Origin of the sequence: Roseburia sp. OM03-7AC (assembly GCF_003462625.1) — a bacterium.
GTDB lineage: Bacteria > Bacillota > Clostridia > Lachnospirales > Lachnospiraceae > Roseburia_C > Roseburia_C amylophila.
In genome coordinates, this window is sequence record NZ_QTZJ01000011.1 from 38,185 (window position 1) to 54,866 (window position 16,682).

A 16,682-nucleotide genomic window follows, 5' to 3' on the forward strand; every position below is an offset into this window, starting at 1 on the left:
CTTTCTTTCATTACAAATCATAAATCTCATATATTTCATCGGTGTATACATTCGGTTCCTTGTATACAATCAGCGGCTTCTCCACCGTCATACGGGAACGCCCGCCTCTGCAGCCTTCGATAAGTACCATGTTCGGCTCCCGGTCTGCATATGGATATACCAGCCGCATCCGCTTTGGCTCGATGCGATGCTCATGCATACAACAGATGATTTCCGTCAGACGAAACGGACGGTGTACCATAAAAAAATGTCCCCCCGGCTTTAGTATTCTCGCACTCTCTCTCATAATATCCATAAGATTGCACAATATTTCATGGCGGGCAATTGCCTTTGCTTCCTCCGGATTCGTAAGACCGTGCTGTCCTATCATATAAGGCGGATTTGTGGTTATAATATCAAAAGAAGATGCCCCAAAGATCTTCGAGGCATCTTTTATATCTCCTGTTACGATATCGATTTTATCCGTCAATCCATTTAACGCAACGCTTCTTCCTGCCATGTCGGCACTGTCCGGCTGAATCTCAAGCCCGGTAAAATGCTCTCCGGGAGTCTTCGCCTCTAATAGGATAGGAATCACTCCCGTTCCGGTTCCAAGGTCTAACACTCTCTGTTTCGGCTTTACCTTTACAAAAGCACTTAAGAGTACCGCATCCATTCCAAAGCAGAACTGCTTCGTATCCTGAATGATACGATAACCCTTGCGATTCAGCTCGTCCACACGCTCATCCGGTTTTAATTGAATCTCATTACTTGACGTCATTAATCTTAGACTTTCCTCCCTTATCCTCTAAGGCTTCCAGCTCTTTCATCTCTTCCGGAGAAAGTTTGATATTGTCTCTGCGTCTTCTTGGCTTGAACTTCAGCTCTTTTACCTTATATTCCCGAAGTTCTTTCTCATCATTTACTTCGATTAAGACCTTCACCAGCTGACGCAATACGTTAATGCTCTGTACTTCACCTTTACATCCATCAATTGTGGTAACGGTATCACCCACATTCGGAAGACGGCTGTTTAAATATTCGTATGTTTCAGCCTCATTTTTCAGACAGCACATCAGTCTGCCACATACACCGGAAATCTTAGTCGGATTTAAGGACAGGTTCTGCTCCTTTGCCATCTTAATAGATACCGGAGCAAAATCAGCCAGATAGGATTTACAGCATAATTCTCTTCCGCAGATTCCAATTCCGCCTAAAATCTTGGTCTCGTCTCTCACTCCAATCTGGCGCAGCTCAATTCTGGTACGGAATACTGCTGCCAGATCTTTTACCAGTTCACGGAAATCAATTCGTCCGTCTGCGGTAAAGTAAAACAGAAGCTTATTGTTATCAAAGGTATACTCTGCTTCTACCAGCTTCATTTCAAGCTTATGCTTTGCAATTTTCTCAAAACAGATTTTGTATGCTTCTTTTTCTTTCTCTTTATTTCTCTGCTCGGTCTTATCGTCCTCCGGTGTTGCCACGCGGATGACCGGTTTCAATGGCTGAACCACTGCTTTATCGTCTACCTCTTTCGGGGCAATCAGCACGGTTCCGTACTCTATGCCACGGGCAGTCTCCACGATAACATGGCTGCCTGCCGCCATCTTTGCTTTACCCGGGTCAAAATAATATATCTTTCCGGCTCTGCGGAATCTGACTCCAACTACTTTTGTCATTCTAATTCTCCTTTATTGTCAGCAGCAACAATTCCATCACCAGGTCAAAGTTGACATTTGCCGTAAGGCGCACCTTTGCCTTTTCCAACGCTTCTAATATTGCTTCAATTCCACTGTAGGAACTCTTGCTTGCCTGCTTCTTTATGTCATAGACTTCATCCTTAAATATCAGTCCATTTACATCTGTTGTTGCTTTATATAATAAAATGTCACGAAACCAGATCATCATGATATCAAGATAATCGTTGATTTCCATTTTATATTCGTTAATCTGTTTGATGGCTTCCTTAAATTCATAAAGCTCAATCTCATGGATTCGCTTTAATAACTGCACAGCTGCAGCTTTCAGCTCCTGGAAATCATCCGAAGATGCCAGTGCCATTGCCTTTCCCACATTTCCCTGGGCAAATGCCACACACACATCCGCCTGATAATCCGGCACTTTACAGTGCTCCATCAGATATTTTTTGATTTTATCATCGGAAACTACCTTAAGGTTCAATACCACACACCGGGAAAGAATCGTCGGTAAAAATGCATCCGCATTGGTAGTCAGCAGAATGATAACCGCATATGCCGGCGGCTCTTCGATGGTTTTTAACAGTGCATTCTGCGCCTGCTGGTTCATTTTCTCTGCTTCATCTACAATATAAATCTTATATCTGCTGCTGTATGGCTTCACATCTACATCATTTACAAGCTGGCTGCGGATATCTGCAACGGAAAGCGTATTCGGCTTCTCATGTGTGACATAAATGATGTCCGGCTGGTTGTGGTTCACTGCCTGCTTACAGGAATGGCACTCCATGCAGGGCTCAATGCCGTGCTTCTCACACTGCAGGGTCTGGGCAAATGCCTCCGCCAGCATTTTCTTGCCGGATTTGTCCGGTCCGTTCAATATATATGCATGGGATATTTTATCCATTTTTATTGCATTCTGTAAATGCTCTATAATCTGTTCATGTCCAATGATTTCTGCAAATCCTGCCATGTGCGCTCCTTTCTCCTGAAGCTTCCTGCTGTCTTAGGCTGCCCTGTTTTTACGTGAAAATATCCAGCAATAAGCCTGCAATTTCCCCGATTTTATCCAATATGGTAATGTGGTCCGACTCATCCTTCACCAGCTCTTCTGCCAGTTCGTCTAAGTTCTTATCCACCAACTTGACGATTCCATAGACACGATGACGGCCTTTCCGGTCGAGAAAGTTCTCTCTGGAAAATTTATGGGAGCGGGTTACGACTTCATTTAAGAAATCCTTCACCAGTCCGCGGTATTTCTTCATGTCCCGGATGTCCATATGCTGTGCAATAAGATTACCCTGCTTGGTAATGTCATCTAAGAGGCTGTTCAACCGCTGCTGAAGCTCCTGCTCTTCGATTGCACTGGTCAATGTAAATTTAAAGCTGCCGTCTCCGGTGTCTACCGGCGTGGTTCCGGTGGTCTGATTCACCGGTGCAGTGTCGTTTACTCTAATCTCCATTTTATCACCTATCCATTATATGATAGCACAAAAGCTGCAATTTCCTCTACTGTCTTTTGCAGATTATCATTCTCAAAATGTCTGGTAATTCCTGCCTTTTCCAATGCTTCTTCTGCAAAATCCGCATCATCTGCAAGAAATCTCCTGCAAAGCTCTGTATACTTTGGCTTATCCTGCATCCGCTCCCGATCCAATGCCCGCTGCAGACGTAAACCATCTTCTACTTCTATATATATCGGTACGATTGCGTCTTTTCCATAATAGGCACAAAGCTGTGTATACACGGCAAGGGTGCCAATCAGAAGATAGCTGTGCTCCGACAGATTGACCTGCCCGTCTGCAATTGTGGCATAGCGCCAGATTCCGTATATAGTATCATATGCGCGCTGCTCTATGACTTTTCCTTCTTTTTCGAGCTTCAAAAGCCTTTGTTCATCAATAAAATGATACTCTACGCCCTCCGCCTCGCCGGCACGGATCGGCCGGGTAGTATATGGTACAATCGTCTGAAGCTGCAACGCTTTCTCATCCCGCAGCATCTTATATATGGTATCTTTTCCTGTTGAGCTCTTGCCCATCAGGCAGAAAATCTTTCCCATGTGTAAATCTCCTGTTTCTACGGTTTTGCCGTCTGTTTTCTAGTATAAAATAATTTTCAGGAAATGACAACTTTTATCTTTCCGTCCTCAGTCACGCCATGAATACGAAATGCATTCTCCCGGCAGGTTTTTATCACTGCCACTGCTTCTTTGGAAATCTCTTCTCCCGGCACCAGCATCGGGATGCCCGGCGGGTAAAGATAGACAAATACTCCTGCTGTCTTGCCAACACTTTCCTTCAGCCCCATTTCCGCTGTCTTTGCATCCAGCGCTTCTGCAATGGATATGCGGACCGTCCGCTTTGCATAGGCTTCGGTCAGAAACTGTGGCGTTATTGTTCTTCTTGCTGCGGCTTCTTTTTTATCAATTTCTTCCAGTGCCGCATACAGCCGGTCAAAACCTTCCTCGCTGTCAAAAATACTGGTCATTGCCAGCGCATAGTCTCCCTGACACATTTCTAACTGCAAATGGTATTTCTCCCTGAGCAGCTGATACAGCTCTTCCCCGGAAAGTCCGGCTTTCGTGGCACGGAGTACCAGCTTCGACGGGTCTTTGGCAAAGCCTTCTGTCTCTTTTAAATCCACCTCTCCCATGACTTCCACATTAGAAAAATGGGATGCTTTTTCATAAAAGTCTTTCAGATGCTTCTCATATGCATCAAAATACTTCTCTTTTTCTTCCGTCAGCAGACGCACACATTCATCTATACTGGCCAAGAATAAATAGGATGGAGAACTGGTTTCATAGATATTTAAGAACCACTCCAGCCGTTCCTTCTTTATATAAGAAGAATTCCAATGCAGAATTGCAGTCTGTGTAGGTGCCGGAAGCGTCTTATGCAGGCTCTGGATTACCACATCTGCTCCCAGCGTAATAGCTGATTTTGGAAAATACGGATGAAAGCCAAGATGTGCACCATGAGCTTCATCCACAATCAGCGGAATCCCATGCTGATGGGCAATCTCTGCTATTTTTTCTATATCTGATACGATTCCGTCATAGGTCGGTGAAGTAAGAAACACGGCTTTGATACTCTTATCCGCTCCTAATGCGGCTTCTACCTGCTCCGGCAGTATTCCACCCTGTATCCCGAATTCCGTAAATACCGGATAGAGATATGTCACCTGCAATTCTCTTAAATATGCTGCATGATAGGCTGCCTTATGGCTGTTCCGCGCCATCAGAAGATGTCCCTTTTTCGGTAATGCGGCACTGAGTGCTGCTAAAATACCGCAGGTACTTCCATTTACCAGAAAGAAAGAACTCTTTGCGCCCCATAATGCGGCTGCCCGCTCCTCGGCTTCCTTTATGATTCCTTCTGCGGCATGCAGATTATCAAATCCATCTATTTCTGTAATATCATATGTATAAGGATTGATGTCACAATCCAGTCTCCGCTTATGTCCCGGCATATGAAGGGGATACATATCAGAGGATGCAAGTTTACATAATTCGTCTTTTATATATGTCATAGTTCACCTTTCGGTCTGTACTTCCTGTAAGTTGCGGTTTTTTCCATTGTTCTACTCTTCATAATGATATTTGCAAGTATAAATAATTAAATTTAAATTTACATCAAAATTGTATGTAAGGCGGTGTTCATCCGTAATCCGCCTGCTCCAGACTTTCCTGTATTTCAATGGTTCCGGCTTTCCTATTCCCTGTGCCAATCCCTCTCTGTCTATACTTTTTATCAATTCATTAATTCGTTTTACTATTTTCTTATCTTCCCGCTGCCACTCTGTATACTGCTCCCAGGCAGTCGGTGTAAAAATGATATTCACCTATAAATTCTCCAATTCCCCAATTGTTTTTACAATAACTCCACCAGATTCCGCTTCGGACATAGATTTGTCCAGCATAGCCAGATAATCTGCATTTCTCTGAGCTTTCTTCATATCGTTATATTCTGCTTCAGACATCATAACAATATTTTCATTCTTTGGTCTTGATACAATAATAGTCTCTCCATTTATTACCTTATTACACCACTCTTTAAAATGGTCTCTTACATTCATTGATTTTACTGCTATCATATTCTCACCTCTTTTCGTATTAAAATCCGTATGTTTTTTCGTACTTTTATTATATTCTACTATTTTGTCCAAGTCAACGGCTTCTATTCAGACTCTCCAGAAACGACTTTCGGGTGACCGCTTTGAAAGCAGCCACCCGAATCTATATGATAACTTTACACAACTCAAATTTTTTATCGATACTCCTTACTGGGTAGTTTACCACTTTTTTCCAACACAAACTTTACGCTTTTGTTGTTGGTTTTCGTTGGTTTGTATTGTTTTTTGTTGTTTTAAAGGGGGTTTTGAGATATAATAAGCTTAATTTTAAAGATGCCTTGTGAAATGTTATTTTATTGAAACGATATATGAGTAAATCAGGAGGACTTGTACATGGAAAAAACGCTCCACATTTTATTAATCGAAGATGATATGAACACCTGCAATCGTATTTCAAACTATATTGCAACTAAAGATAATATGGATTTAGCCGGCGTCACCAATAATTCTTATGTTGGCATTCAATATGTACAGAATACGCTTCCTGACGCTGTTATTCTTGACCTGGAATTGCATCATGGTGGTGGAAACGGACTGTTTTTCCTCTCTGACTTAAATAAACTGGGCTTAGAGAAAAAGCCTTATATTCTTGTCACTACTTACAACTCCAGCAAAATCACGCTGGAATCTGCCAGAAGACTTGGTGCTGATTTCATCATCGGCAAATATGAAGATTCTTATTCTCCGGAATCTGCTGTTGATTTTCTCGAACAGCTTCTTCCTATGATTGAAATGACAGAATCCACATCCAATACTTCTTATATGAAAGATAATCAGAAAGATTTAGAGCAGGGACTTATCCGCAGAATCCACCGGGAACTGGAGCTCATTGGTATCAGTCCAAAGGTTGTCGGTTACAAATATCTGACCGATGCCATTATGATAACAATTGATGGACCGACCACAAACATTTCCCAGATTCTTGGTAACAAGTATAAGAAGAGTAATTCCAGTGTGGAACGTGCCATGCAGAATGCCATTAACCGCGCATGGAATTCCAATGACACCGAAACTCTTCTTAACTGCTACACTGCCCATATTAATCCTGACCGCGGAATGCCTACCATTAAGGAGTTCATTTACTTTTACGCGGAAAAGATTACGGATGGACGTTAACCAAAATATTTTTTTATAAAATCTAAAAACCAAGCCATTTTTTCTTCCTCCTTCTCAAAATGTAAGAAGAGTATAGAAAAAACCGACTGGTTAACGGAGTTGCATTACAGATTGCATTTTATATGCTTTTTTCTTTCTTTATATGAGGTTATGTATGATTCAAGATAGCATTCGTTGGTTTTTTAACTTTTTATGTAGCTTTTATCTTTTTTATAAGCTCCTTAATTTGAAAAATCCTAAAATTCTTCAGAAAATATCCTTTTTCATTATCTTTCTTATAGATAGTTTTCTTTTTTGTTTTTTAGAAGCTAATAGTTTCATTTTCATTTTTCCAACAATTATACTTTTTAATACTTTTATATTGTCTCGTTTTACCCAGAAAACAATTTCATTAAGTCTTGTAACACTGGTTATTTCTGAAGGGATTCATTATATTCTCTTTCTTCTTGCAGCCTTGCTTACCGCCCTGGTAATTGCACCCTTTTTCTATGGACGCTATGATTTACCCTATGTAGCAATACAATTTACTGGTGGACTTCTTGAATTGCTCTTAATATTCCTTCTTTTCAAAATCAAAAGGCTCCGCCGTGGCATGCCATTTCTCTATCAAATCGGCTCTTCTGCCACAGGTTTTATCTTAAGCTGTTTTATCCTGCTCATTGTTACCATAATCAGCTTTTATGATTCCATTCCTGACATGCAGTTCCTCTTTCTCCTCATCTCCCTTTTCCTGATTGGACTTCTGCTTTATTGCTGGTGGCGGTTCCGGATTACCCGTGACTACCGGGAGAAGCTGCGGCAGGCGGAGCTTAAGGCTTTACAAAATGAACTCATTGAGAAAGATAACCGCATCCGGAAATTAGAGGAAAATAATGATGCCCTGGCTAAGATTATTCATAAAGATAACAAGCTGATTCCGGCAATGGAACTTGCTGTCTGCGAATATTTAGAGGATGGGATCACAGACGGTGATACCAGAAAGAAGGGCGAACAGCTTTCCAATGAGTTAAAGACCATGGCACAGGATCGGAAAGGTACGCTGAACTCCTACCGCCATGATGAACACGCTCTTCCGGTGACCGGGGTCTGTGTTTTAGATGCGCTTTTTACCTATATGCAGCAGCGCGCCCTGGCGCAGAACATCAACTTTTCCCTGCATATCACAGGCAATATTGTAAAAATGACGGAAGATGTCATTTCCGGGGAAGACCTTTCCCACCTTCTGGCGGATTTGCTGGAAAATGCCATGATTGCCATTGGTGATAATGAGGTGCGCAGTCTTTCTGTCCGCCTTTGTCATGACGAAGATACTTCCACCCTGGAGATTTCTGACAGTGGGAATGCCTTTGATGTGCAGCTTTTTGAGGACTTTGGTCAGACCCGGCACACCACCCACAAGGACAGTGGCGGCAGCGGAATCGGTCTTATGGACATCTGGAAAATAAAGAAACAATACCGTGCATCCCTGCACATCATTGAATATACGCCGGAAACTTCCATATTTACGAAGAAGATTGCTCTGTTCTTTGACCGGAAAAATCACTATCTGATTCAGAGCTACCGCCGTAATGAAATTGAACGGGTACATATGAGAAATGATATGTTTGTTTTACAGTCAGACTGATTTATGTTATGATGGAAGAACTTTTGAGAAGGTAAATATTACATGAGGTAAATGTTATGAGTCATGCACTGGTTATATTATGTGGTGGAAAAAGTACAAGAATTGGAACGGACAAGGCTTTGCTCCCTTTTGGGGACTGCTGCCTGATTGAATATCTGGTCCGGAAATTTCAGCCGGATTTTCCGAAAATCTACCTTTCTGTCCAGCAGAAAAATGATTATGCGCATCTGAATCTTCCGGTGACAACCATTGGAGACATCTATGGAAATGCCGGTCCGCTGTCCGGTATCTTCAGCGCACTTTCTATGATCTCTGAGGAACGTGCCTTCTTCATTTCCGTGGATACACCTTTTGTAGAACCGGCACTGGGGCTTTACCTGCTGTCACAGCCACAGGAGCATCCTATCTGGGCAATTGAGCGCGCCAATGACCAGCTGGAGACTCTCTCCGCTGTCTACTCCAAAAGCTGCATTCCGCAGGTGGGAAAAGCCATGCTCTTTCACCAATATTCCTTTAACCGGCTTCATGAAAAATGCAATGCCGGCTATATCCCGGAAAACGAGCTGGCAAATATATGTCCGGTTCCACTGAATGAACAATTTTTTAACATCAATACCCGCACCCATTATTATCATGCCTTAAAGCTGCTTTCCGAACGGGGAGAGCTTTTTGATGAAGACAGCAATCTGGAGCTTCCGGCAACAGGCAATATTGCTTCTTTTATTCCCGTGGTATCGCTGGTGGGGGATTCCATTATTGATAAAAAGACCTTCTGCATCCAGCTATTGGAGACATTAAAAAAAGATGGCATTAAGGCTGCCATCTTTGATTCAGAAAAAGATTTTTCCAATATTACGAATGTAGACCTCATCCTCACCTGCGATTTAGAAGATGAAGACTGCTTTAAAATCGAGCTTTTGAGCAGTGAGTTAAATGAGACTCCGCTGCATCCCCTTTCCGGTCTTGTTGCCATCGCCAGTGATTTCGGCTACAAATGCGAAGAAGTTCCTTGCTTTGACTTCCGCAAGCCAAAGTCACTTCTTGGCTTCTTAAAGACGCTGATCCGCGACTATAGCCATTAAGTATCTACAGGAAACGGCACAGCTCCGGCATCCAGTCTCCGATAAAAATTTCATCTTTGATAATTGCACGCCAGACTGGTGGAAAGAAGGCTTCCAAAAGAGTCATCACTTCCGCCCAGTCCGGCTCTTTTTTTCGCTCCCGCTTTAAGTATGCCGCCCATTTCCGCTTCATATAAGTATAATCCTTATAGTGAAGGACGGTATCCAGCCGGTCTTTTCCAAAGGCCAGCTCTCTCTTTGTTCCAATTTCAATAATCTGCTGCTCAACCTTTCTGCCATCTAACGCCTCTTTCTTTAAGATTCCATAAATTTCTTCATAGCAGGACAGGTCGTTGATTAATTCCATTTTCTCTAAAATTTCCACAAAATTCTCTGCCACAACCTGCTCATAAGGATATTGCAGAAACTGGATTACCGTATTCTCCTGTAAGAAAAATGGCAATTCTCCATGGGCAGGCTGCATCTGCTCGTCCCGAAGCTCCTGAAAACGCAGGGTAATGGGAACTTCATGCTCCTTTGATTTTGCCAGCACCTCTATCTGATAGCTTCCCGCCCTTTCTTTCTCTATCTGATAGACATACTCCGGCTTCCGGCTTAACACCTCTTTCATGAGCTGCCCTAACTGCATTTCCGTTAAATGCTCATCCTTTACCACCTGATAATAATAGGAAAGGGAAAAGACTCTCTTCCGGCGGTAATTCTCCACACCGAGGCTGCTGCCATTTCTAAGATAAAGCTTCTCTGCAAATGTTGATTTACTTATCTGATATAGAAAATACTCGGTTACTGCAGAAGGAAGCAGGTCCACAAAAGGGATTTGCAAGTCCTCACTTCTCTGCCGGATCAATGATTCTCTCAGTATGCACTCTGCCACTACAGCCACACTCCAATTCTGCTCTGAATCTTTGCCACAACCTTGCGGGCTCTGGCATATTCCATTAATTTTGCAATATCTTTCTTTGGCTCATTGATAAATGCCAGCAGCGCCTTCTTTAAATCCTCCCGCTCCAGACGTTCCTCGTACTTGAGGCAGTCACAGATAAGACGCTCTTTTTCATAAATCTTCATCTCGCCACCGGCAAAAGGAATGGCCGTTACACCAAGCTCCATGACTTCCGGCTCTGTATAATATGGTTTCACCACCGGGTATTCCATGCGGAACCTTGACTTCGAAGTATTCTTGCTGATGGCAATACTCCATTCATAAGGACGCTTCTCAATATAACCGTAATAGTAAAGGGCGCTGTCCATACATAAGATTCCATCCGGAAACAGTCCCAGAATAATTTCTTCCTGCGGCTTCTCTTCATACCCCATGGAATAATATCCACTCTTTACATGGTCAAGTATGCCGGCTTTCACCAGTCCCTGAATACTTTTATAGGTCAATCCCAAAGGATATAATTTTTCGGCTTTCACAATGCCATTATTTTCTTCTAAAAGCTTCTTTATCTCTTCAATGGTCTGCTCTTTCTGCTTCGCATTCATAGATATCGCTCCTTCGCATTTTTCTTCTAGTATAAGTTAATTTTTGCCGCTTGTCAATTTCTGTTGCAATTTGTCTTATATTTTTCAGTTTGTCGTTGTAAAAGTTGTTTTCTTGTCGTATAATTTATTTGGAACAATATTTAATGTCGTATATGTCTATTTGAATATACGCTTGTTTTTAATAAATGAGGTATCTATGGAAACAGAAAATACTACCCGAAAAAACCCTTCCCGGGAAACCTGCCAGAAGATTATCAAACGTATTCTGGTCACAGAAGTATTGGAAAAGGGCTGCAATGAACATTTCCGTCAGGCTTCAGATTTTATGGGATATTTCCAGTCCCTGTACCCCGCTTCCGATGCACTGACCAAACAGGTGCAGCGTGCCATCAAGGCAATGGATATGCCCCGGGATGAGAGAGGTTACTTTATTGTAAATAAAACATCCGAGCAATTTGAGCAGGACAAAGAAATCAGCCGCCTGCTGCAATCCAGTGAAGCTTCTTTAAAAAGTCTGGAGGAATCCGAACCGGTACTGATTGAAGTACCAACCGAGCTTGCCGATTATCTGATGTATACTTTAAGTTCTTCCATCAGCTTAAAGGGACATTATGATACTATGGTAAAGGCTTATAATGGTATCATTATCTACACCAGGGAGCGCAGCCGTATCCTTTCCTACCTCCAGACTCTGTTATCCACAAATTGATGATAATTATCCAAATAGTGTGGATAACTCTGCTACGATAACAGAATAATAATGGATTTATCCACAAATTATCAGAATATAACTCGTCCTAACTTTAATGTCCAAGATAACGTAAAACGACAATATTTAAATTTAAATATTGTCGTTTCTTTTTATTCTTGTCTTTTTCAGTTGTTCTATTGCAATTTTCAAGACTATTTTCTTCTTCTGCGCCGTCTCCTTTTGCTGCGATAGTTTCTTTTTATGGTTTTATAACGTTTATCCGGTCTGCTCTTTGAGAAATATTTGTGTCTGATAATATAGAAATTATCCGCAAATCTCCGAATCAGAAATGCTATGACCACAAGAGCTGCGACACCGAGAATTCCCAATAACACTTTCCAGATATTTATCTGGAACTTATGCTTCGAGGTGGTTCTGGTTCCTGCTTCCGTAGAAATCTCTTCTGATTTTACATTATCAAAGGAGAATGTATCTGCTTTTACTCCGGTGGAAATGATATCCGCACTGCCTACATCATGTCCTGCAAATGTATATTTGATATTTGCCAACACATCATCCGAAGTATTATCATAGCTTACTGCTGGCGTAGCTTCGCTGAATTCTGCACTCTTTGGCAGAACAATATTTCCCGCCGGGTCTATTTTTACAAAAGAGGAATTGGTATTGAGCATTCCTGTATCCATTTCTCCATTTTCAAGCCTTGTCTCATTCTGTGCTACATTATATAGCGAAAAGTTCTCAAAATAATAATTATACAATGCAATACTGTCTGTCCACTGCGCCGGCGACTGGGCATTCATAATGACACAGATAAGTGTCATATCGTCCTTTTCTGCAAAGGTAACCAGCGTACTGTTTGCCGCTGTGGTGTATCCGGTCTTACCACCTACACAGTATTCATATAGATACTGTCCTCTGGTTTTAAAGGCATGAATCATTTCATTATGATTCTGCAGATAGGTGATCTCATCATGCTTGTTGGTTGGTGGAATCTGATAGGTCTTTGTTGCCGTAATCGCACGGAAAGTCTCATTCTGGTAAGCCGCCTTTGCAATCAGTGCCATATCATAACAGCAGGTGTAGTGAAGGGTTGCATCCTCTCCCTCAGATAGTCCGTGTGGATTGTTAAAATGTGTATTCACACAACCTAACTCTGCCGCTTTGTCATTCATCATCTGAACAAAATTCTCAACGGTTCCGCCTACATGCTCCGCTACCGCATAGGCACATTCATTGGCAGACTCCAGCATGACTGCATAAAGACATTCCTCCATGGTCATCTGCTCTCCCACATCCCTGGAGATTCCGGAACCATGGGTGTTATAAACCGCCTCTTTGGAAAATGTTACTGTCTCATCCAGCGAACAGTTTTCCAGTGCCAGAAGCGTGGTCATAATCTTCGTGATACTTGCCGGACAATGCTGCTCCGTGGAATTCTTATCATAAAGAACCGTTCCTGTGCTCTCTTCCATCACAATCGCATTGGGTGATTCGGTTTCCGGGTCCTGGGGCCAGTACTCTGCCGCCTTTACCTTTTGTGTGTTTATACCCAATAAGCCAACCAGACAACACACTGCCAGTCCGACGCTTAATATTCTCTTTTTCTTTTTCATTTTCTGCTGCTCCTAAATTCTTCTTAACTTTAAGTATATATCAATCCATTTCCATGGTGCAATACCTTTCCATTAATATTCACAATTCTCTTTCTTTTAAACCATAAATATGATAAATTGTTTTCGAAAGATATATATAAGTAGAAAGGATTTCATATTATGAGACTTCGCAATATCCCGGCGGCTGCGCCGGCTGTAGAAGCCAGTGACCTCTGTATCAAGGATGCCGCTTCCCATAAAGGACACTGGAATGAAATATTTGGAAATGACCACCCGATCCGCATTGAAATCGGCATGGGCAAGGGACGCTTTATCATGGACTTAGCTGCCCGGAATCCGGATATCAACTATCTTGGCATGGAACGTTACGAAAGCGTATTGTATCGCGGACTCCAGAAATTGGAAGAAAATCCACTGCCAAACTTACGCCTTCTGTGTGAAGATGCGGCACTTCTGCCGGACTTTTTCGAAAAAGGCGAGTTAGACCGCATTTATCTTAATTTCTCCGACCCATGGCCAAAGGACCGCCATGCCAAAAGAAGACTGACCTCCCGCCAGTTCTTAGAGCGCTATGACAAAGTCTTAAAAGGGGACGGACAGATTGAGTTTAAGACTGATAACGTAGGACTTTTTGACTTCTCCTTAGAAGAAATCGATGCTGCAGGCTGGAATCTGGACGCATTTACAAGGGATTTACACCATGATACTGCCATGAACGAAGGCAATATCATGACCGAATACGAAGAGAAATTCTCTTCCAGGGGAAATCCTATCTGCAAGCTGATTACTTCCAGAAATATTCCTTTATGACCTTTCCGATAGTGCCAGTGCACGGACACTGCCAGATGGCATGACCCATGAGATGAACCATTTGCCTGAGCAGTCGGAGTTGGTTTATCAGTGAAATTTTTATAAATTTTTCTTTTTTTATTGTGGCTTATCTTCTGAGGGTTTATAATACATCGTAGCACAAATCATTGATACAATGTAAGGAGATGTATACCATGTACGAATTCACAGAAGATTGTATGATTCATATTCCACAAATAGATGAGGAACACCGCAAATTATTCCAGATGATAAATGATGCTCTTTCCCTTGTTAAAACAACCGAGGATATTTCCGGAATTGCCCAGAGCCTGCTTCTTCATCTGAAGGATTATGCGAATACACATTTCGCCCATGAAGAGGCTTATATGGAAGAGATTCATGACCCGGAGCTTCCTCTTCAGAAAAAGGAACATGCTGAATTTGCTGAGAAAATCAATTCCTTTATTTTAGATAAGTCCTCAAAAGAGGCTGCCAGAGCATCTTTCGAAGAACTACTTTCCTATCTGGTACGCTGGCTGTACCACCATATCTTAAGCAGTGATATGATGATTGGAAAAATGTCCGCAGTTGAAGGGACTTCCGATGACCCATTTGCCTTTACGGACAAATACAAGACCGGAATTGACCTTGTGGATAAAGAGCACCGCCGTCTCTTTGAGATTATAAAAGAGACCAATGACCTGATTCAAAACGATCTGCTGCATGACAAATATGATGAAATTATGCGGCTTTTAGTGGAATTAAAGGATTATACACAATTTCATTTTGCTGATGAGGAAATGCTGATGGAGAAGATGCACTATCCGGAACTGGCTGCCCAGAAGCGTGCCCACACTGTTTTCGTTGAACGCCTGGTAGAAATTGACTTCTCAGAACTTGACGATATGGACAATAACCAGCAGACTTATCTTCTGGAACTGATCCAGTTTCTGCTGGGCTGGTTATCCAACCATATTATTGGTATGGATAAAAAAATTGCTGTCTATATGGACGAAATGAAAAAATAATAAACTGCAGAGCATACAGCATAAAACCGGCTTCCTGATATTAGACTTTATGGGTTATAGGACAAAACGTGTTGATGGCTAATCCCATTCTGTAAAAGATTTATCCATCTTATGGAGGTCACTCCACACAATGGCATCACCCCAAAGTGAAAGACTCTTTTCCAACCGGGATTTATCATTCATCCTTTGATATATTGCTGCAATACTTCTATCTGTAGGCATAGTTTTTATTATTTCAGACAATGAAAGCGGTTCTGGAGAGTGCATATAACACCACCAGTAAACCGCTTTTATTCGTCTTTCTATAGAAAGTCCTCTATGATTTCTCAACATTTCTCTGAGTCTTGAGTTGATTCCGCCTTCAATTCTGTTATTCGTAGATGGTGCAATGAAATCATTTATAAATTCCTTATCCAAGTATGTAAACAGTGTGTTTTCTTTGATAAGTTTAAGAAGGGATCTCTCTGCTTTAAGCAGTCTCTCATGAGTTGGTCTTTTATTACCATGCTCATCTACCGTCATTTCACTAAGAAATTTCTGATACTTCTTTATCCACTCAGTGAAACGAGTTACCCATGTTTCTGCCTCTTGTTTCTCTTTTATTTTAAGTAAATCTTTAGCCAGACAATAAAGCTCTACTCCAGCTAATGTATTAGGTTTGGACGTTGTATAACGTTTTATCTGGCAGAATACATGAAATATACATCTTTGATGTTTTGCTATTGGCCATACTTTTTTCAGTGCTTTTGCAAATCCTGTTCCACCATCTGATACAACCATTCTTGGCTCAGCTATACGCTTCATTAAAGCAATCCAGGCACCTGCATGTTCATATCGGCATAAATACCATCCAAGTACATTTTTCTCATCGCAGCAGATTAGCACACAGGCCTTTCGGCCAAGATAAATTCCATCAAGAAAAAGAACATCTTTGGTTTCTTCTATTTTCGGTGGCATCGGCCATATATCCCAAAATCTTGCTGTCTTTCTTCTAAATGTTCTTCCTTCTCCTGGCATTATTGATTGAGTTTCTTTTCCAAACAACCAATCTAAGAAGATTTGTAACTCCTTTGAATCATTATCTATTTTATGTGTTAACGAAGTTTTGCATTTCTTGCATAGCCAGCGTTGTGTTCCCGCTTTTGTTTTTCCTGCTTTAACACATTTGTTTCCACAAATAGGACAATTTATCTGATTCATTTAATCTTCCTCCATGGTTTTCTATTTCAAGAAAGATTAAACTCTGTTTTGCCCTTTATTTTCAAGGGTTAGAGCATTTTTTATCAACACGTTTTGTCCACCCTCAAAGTTCTTTGAAAAAAGATTAAACCGCCTTCAGCCCTTTATTTTCAAGGCTTGAAAGCGGTTTTCATCAACACATTTTGTCCTATAACTC

Annotated in this window: 18 protein-coding genes; 6 read left to right on the forward strand and 12 right to left on the reverse strand. The window is 41.7% G+C overall.

Annotated features, from left to right (window positions below):
* Positions 1-10: 10 nt before the first annotated feature.
* Genes DXB39_RS13420 through DXB39_RS13455 form a run of 8 tightly spaced genes read right to left on the reverse strand, consistent with a single transcriptional unit; the run spans position 11 to position 5,774 of the window.
* Complete coding sequence (locus DXB39_RS13420) at positions 11-760, reverse strand: tRNA1(Val) (adenine(37)-N6)-methyltransferase (RefSeq protein WP_117842274.1); 750 nt, start codon at positions 758-760, stop codon at positions 11-13.
* A complete protein-coding gene (locus DXB39_RS13425; RefSeq protein ID WP_117842275.1) occupies positions 747-1,658 on the reverse strand; it encodes a PSP1 domain-containing protein in 912 nt (303 codons plus the stop codon). The genes DXB39_RS13420 and DXB39_RS13425 overlap by 14 nt, the downstream gene beginning before the upstream one ends.
* 1 nt (position 1,659) lies before the next feature.
* The gene (locus DXB39_RS13430; RefSeq protein WP_117697941.1) at positions 1,660-2,649 is read right to left on the reverse strand and encodes a DNA polymerase III subunit; all 990 of its coding nucleotides are present in this window, start codon (positions 2,647-2,649) and stop codon (positions 1,660-1,662) included.
* Between the two features lie 49 nt (positions 2,650-2,698).
* On the reverse strand, positions 2,699-3,139 hold the full coding sequence (locus tag DXB39_RS13435) for a YaaR family protein (protein WP_022244281.1): 441 nt from the start codon (positions 3,137-3,139) through the stop codon (positions 2,699-2,701).
* Between the two features lie 8 nt (positions 3,140-3,147).
* Positions 3,148-3,738: a guanylate kinase gene (locus tag DXB39_RS13440; RefSeq protein ID WP_117842276.1), complete on the reverse strand. Its 591-nt coding sequence runs from the start codon at positions 3,736-3,738 to the stop codon at positions 3,148-3,150.
* Positions 3,739-3,794: 56 nt separating this feature from the next.
* A complete protein-coding gene (locus DXB39_RS13445; RefSeq protein WP_117842277.1) occupies positions 3,795-5,210 on the reverse strand; it encodes an aminotransferase class I/II-fold pyridoxal phosphate-dependent enzyme in 1,416 nt (471 codons plus the stop codon).
* A 51-nt stretch (positions 5,211-5,261) separates the two neighbouring features.
* On the reverse strand, positions 5,262-5,522 hold the full coding sequence (locus DXB39_RS13450) for a Txe/YoeB family addiction module toxin (protein ID WP_022244284.1): 261 nt from the start codon (positions 5,520-5,522) through the stop codon (positions 5,262-5,264).
* The gene (locus DXB39_RS13455; protein ID WP_022244285.1) at positions 5,523-5,774 is read right to left on the reverse strand and encodes a type II toxin-antitoxin system Phd/YefM family antitoxin; all 252 of its coding nucleotides are present in this window, start codon (positions 5,772-5,774) and stop codon (positions 5,523-5,525) included. It abuts the gene before it with no gap.
* A gap of 372 nt (positions 5,775-6,146) precedes the next feature.
* Here DXB39_RS13455 and DXB39_RS13460 point away from each other — a divergent pair, with 372 nt between their 5' ends.
* The 3 genes from DXB39_RS13460 to mobA all read left to right on the forward strand — a co-directional run bounded on the left by DXB39_RS13460 (position 6,147) and on the right by mobA (position 9,635).
* Positions 6,147-6,929: a sporulation initiation factor Spo0A C-terminal domain-containing protein gene (locus tag DXB39_RS13460; RefSeq protein WP_022244286.1), complete on the forward strand. Its 783-nt coding sequence runs from the start codon at positions 6,147-6,149 to the stop codon at positions 6,927-6,929.
* A gap of 592 nt (positions 6,930-7,521) precedes the next feature.
* Positions 7,522-8,553: an ATP-binding protein gene (locus DXB39_RS13465; protein WP_158565998.1), complete on the forward strand. Its 1,032-nt coding sequence runs from the start codon at positions 7,522-7,524 to the stop codon at positions 8,551-8,553.
* A 56-nt stretch (positions 8,554-8,609) separates the two neighbouring features.
* Entirely contained in the window at positions 8,610-9,635 is a 1,026-nt protein-coding gene (gene mobA, locus DXB39_RS13470; protein ID WP_117842279.1) for a molybdenum cofactor guanylyltransferase, read from the forward strand.
* Between the two features lie 4 nt (positions 9,636-9,639).
* On the opposite strand, the gene DXB39_RS13475 is transcribed toward mobA, so the two are convergent.
* Positions 9,640-10,509: a hypothetical protein gene (locus DXB39_RS13475; protein ID WP_147343737.1), complete on the reverse strand. Its 870-nt coding sequence runs from the start codon at positions 10,507-10,509 to the stop codon at positions 9,640-9,642.
* Positions 10,509-11,123, reverse strand: a complete 615-nt coding sequence (locus DXB39_RS13480) for a type IV toxin-antitoxin system AbiEi family antitoxin domain-containing protein (protein WP_117699118.1) — start codon at positions 11,121-11,123, stop codon at positions 10,509-10,511. Before DXB39_RS13480 ends, DXB39_RS13475 begins: the two co-directional genes overlap by 1 nt.
* 196 nt (positions 11,124-11,319) lie before the next feature.
* Between DXB39_RS13480 and DXB39_RS13485 the strand changes: the two genes are divergently transcribed.
* A complete protein-coding gene (locus tag DXB39_RS13485) occupies positions 11,320-11,832 on the forward strand; it encodes a hypothetical protein (protein WP_117842281.1) in 513 nt (170 codons plus the stop codon).
* A 194-nt stretch (positions 11,833-12,026) separates the two neighbouring features.
* Here the strand turns inward: DXB39_RS13485 and DXB39_RS13490 are convergent, their stop codons facing one another.
* Complete coding sequence (locus tag DXB39_RS13490) at positions 12,027-13,448, reverse strand: D-alanyl-D-alanine carboxypeptidase family protein (protein ID WP_117842282.1); 1,422 nt, start codon at positions 13,446-13,448, stop codon at positions 12,027-12,029.
* Positions 13,449-13,607: 159 nt separating this feature from the next.
* Here DXB39_RS13490 and trmB point away from each other — a divergent pair, with 159 nt between their 5' ends.
* Both trmB and DXB39_RS13500 read left to right on the forward strand, forming a co-directional pair.
* Positions 13,608-14,258: a tRNA (guanosine(46)-N7)-methyltransferase TrmB gene (gene trmB / locus DXB39_RS13495; protein ID WP_022244294.1), complete on the forward strand. Its 651-nt coding sequence runs from the start codon at positions 13,608-13,610 to the stop codon at positions 14,256-14,258.
* 194 nt (positions 14,259-14,452) lie between these two features.
* Positions 14,453-15,286, forward strand: coding sequence for a bacteriohemerythrin (locus DXB39_RS13500; RefSeq protein WP_117842283.1), 834 nt, complete (start codon positions 14,453-14,455; stop codon positions 15,284-15,286).
* 78 nt (positions 15,287-15,364) lie between these two features.
* On the opposite strand, the gene DXB39_RS13505 is transcribed toward DXB39_RS13500, so the two are convergent.
* Complete coding sequence (locus DXB39_RS13505; RefSeq protein ID WP_117842393.1) at positions 15,365-16,486, reverse strand: IS1249 family transposase; 1,122 nt, start codon at positions 16,484-16,486, stop codon at positions 15,365-15,367.
* Between the last annotated feature and the right edge of the window lie 196 nt (positions 16,487-16,682).

Bases quoted from the DNA above. Each gene is read 5' to 3' on its own strand.
- DXB39_RS13500 (WP_117842283.1), top strand. From the start codon at position 14,453: ATGTACGAATTCACAGAAGATTGTATGATTCATATTCCACAAATAGAT.
- DXB39_RS13425 (WP_117842275.1), bottom strand. From the start codon at position 1,658: ATGACAAAAGTAGTTGGAGTCAGATTCCGCAGAGCCGGAAAGATATAT.
- DXB39_RS13440 (WP_117842276.1), bottom strand. From the start codon at position 3,738: ATGGGAAAGATTTTCTGCCTGATGGGCAAGAGCTCAACAGGAAAAGAT.
- mobA (WP_117842279.1), top strand. From the start codon at position 8,610: ATGAGTCATGCACTGGTTATATTATGTGGTGGAAAAAGTACAAGAATT.
- DXB39_RS13465 (WP_158565998.1), top strand. From the start codon at position 7,522: ATGCCATTTCTCTATCAAATCGGCTCTTCTGCCACAGGTTTTATCTTA.
- trmB (WP_022244294.1), top strand. From the start codon at position 13,608: ATGAGACTTCGCAATATCCCGGCGGCTGCGCCGGCTGTAGAAGCCAGT.
- DXB39_RS13445 (WP_117842277.1), bottom strand. From the start codon at position 5,210: ATGACATATATAAAAGACGAATTATGTAAACTTGCATCCTCTGATATG.
- DXB39_RS13480 (WP_117699118.1), bottom strand. From the start codon at position 11,123: ATGAATGCGAAGCAGAAAGAGCAGACCATTGAAGAGATAAAGAAGCTT.
- DXB39_RS13460 (WP_022244286.1), top strand. From the start codon at position 6,147: ATGGAAAAAACGCTCCACATTTTATTAATCGAAGATGATATGAACACC.
- DXB39_RS13485 (WP_117842281.1), top strand. From the start codon at position 11,320: ATGGAAACAGAAAATACTACCCGAAAAAACCCTTCCCGGGAAACCTGC.
- DXB39_RS13490 (WP_117842282.1), bottom strand. From the start codon at position 13,448: ATGAAAAAGAAAAAGAGAATATTAAGCGTCGGACTGGCAGTGTGTTGT.
- DXB39_RS13455 (WP_022244285.1), bottom strand. From the start codon at position 5,774: ATGATAGCAGTAAAATCAATGAATGTAAGAGACCATTTTAAAGAGTGG.
- DXB39_RS13435 (WP_022244281.1), bottom strand. From the start codon at position 3,139: ATGGAGATTAGAGTAAACGACACTGCACCGGTGAATCAGACCACCGGA.
- DXB39_RS13420 (WP_117842274.1), bottom strand. From the start codon at position 760: ATGACGTCAAGTAATGAGATTCAATTAAAACCGGATGAGCGTGTGGAC.
- DXB39_RS13505 (WP_117842393.1), bottom strand. From the start codon at position 16,486: ATGAATCAGATAAATTGTCCTATTTGTGGAAACAAATGTGTTAAAGCA.
- DXB39_RS13430 (WP_117697941.1), bottom strand. From the start codon at position 2,649: ATGGCAGGATTTGCAGAAATCATTGGACATGAACAGATTATAGAGCAT.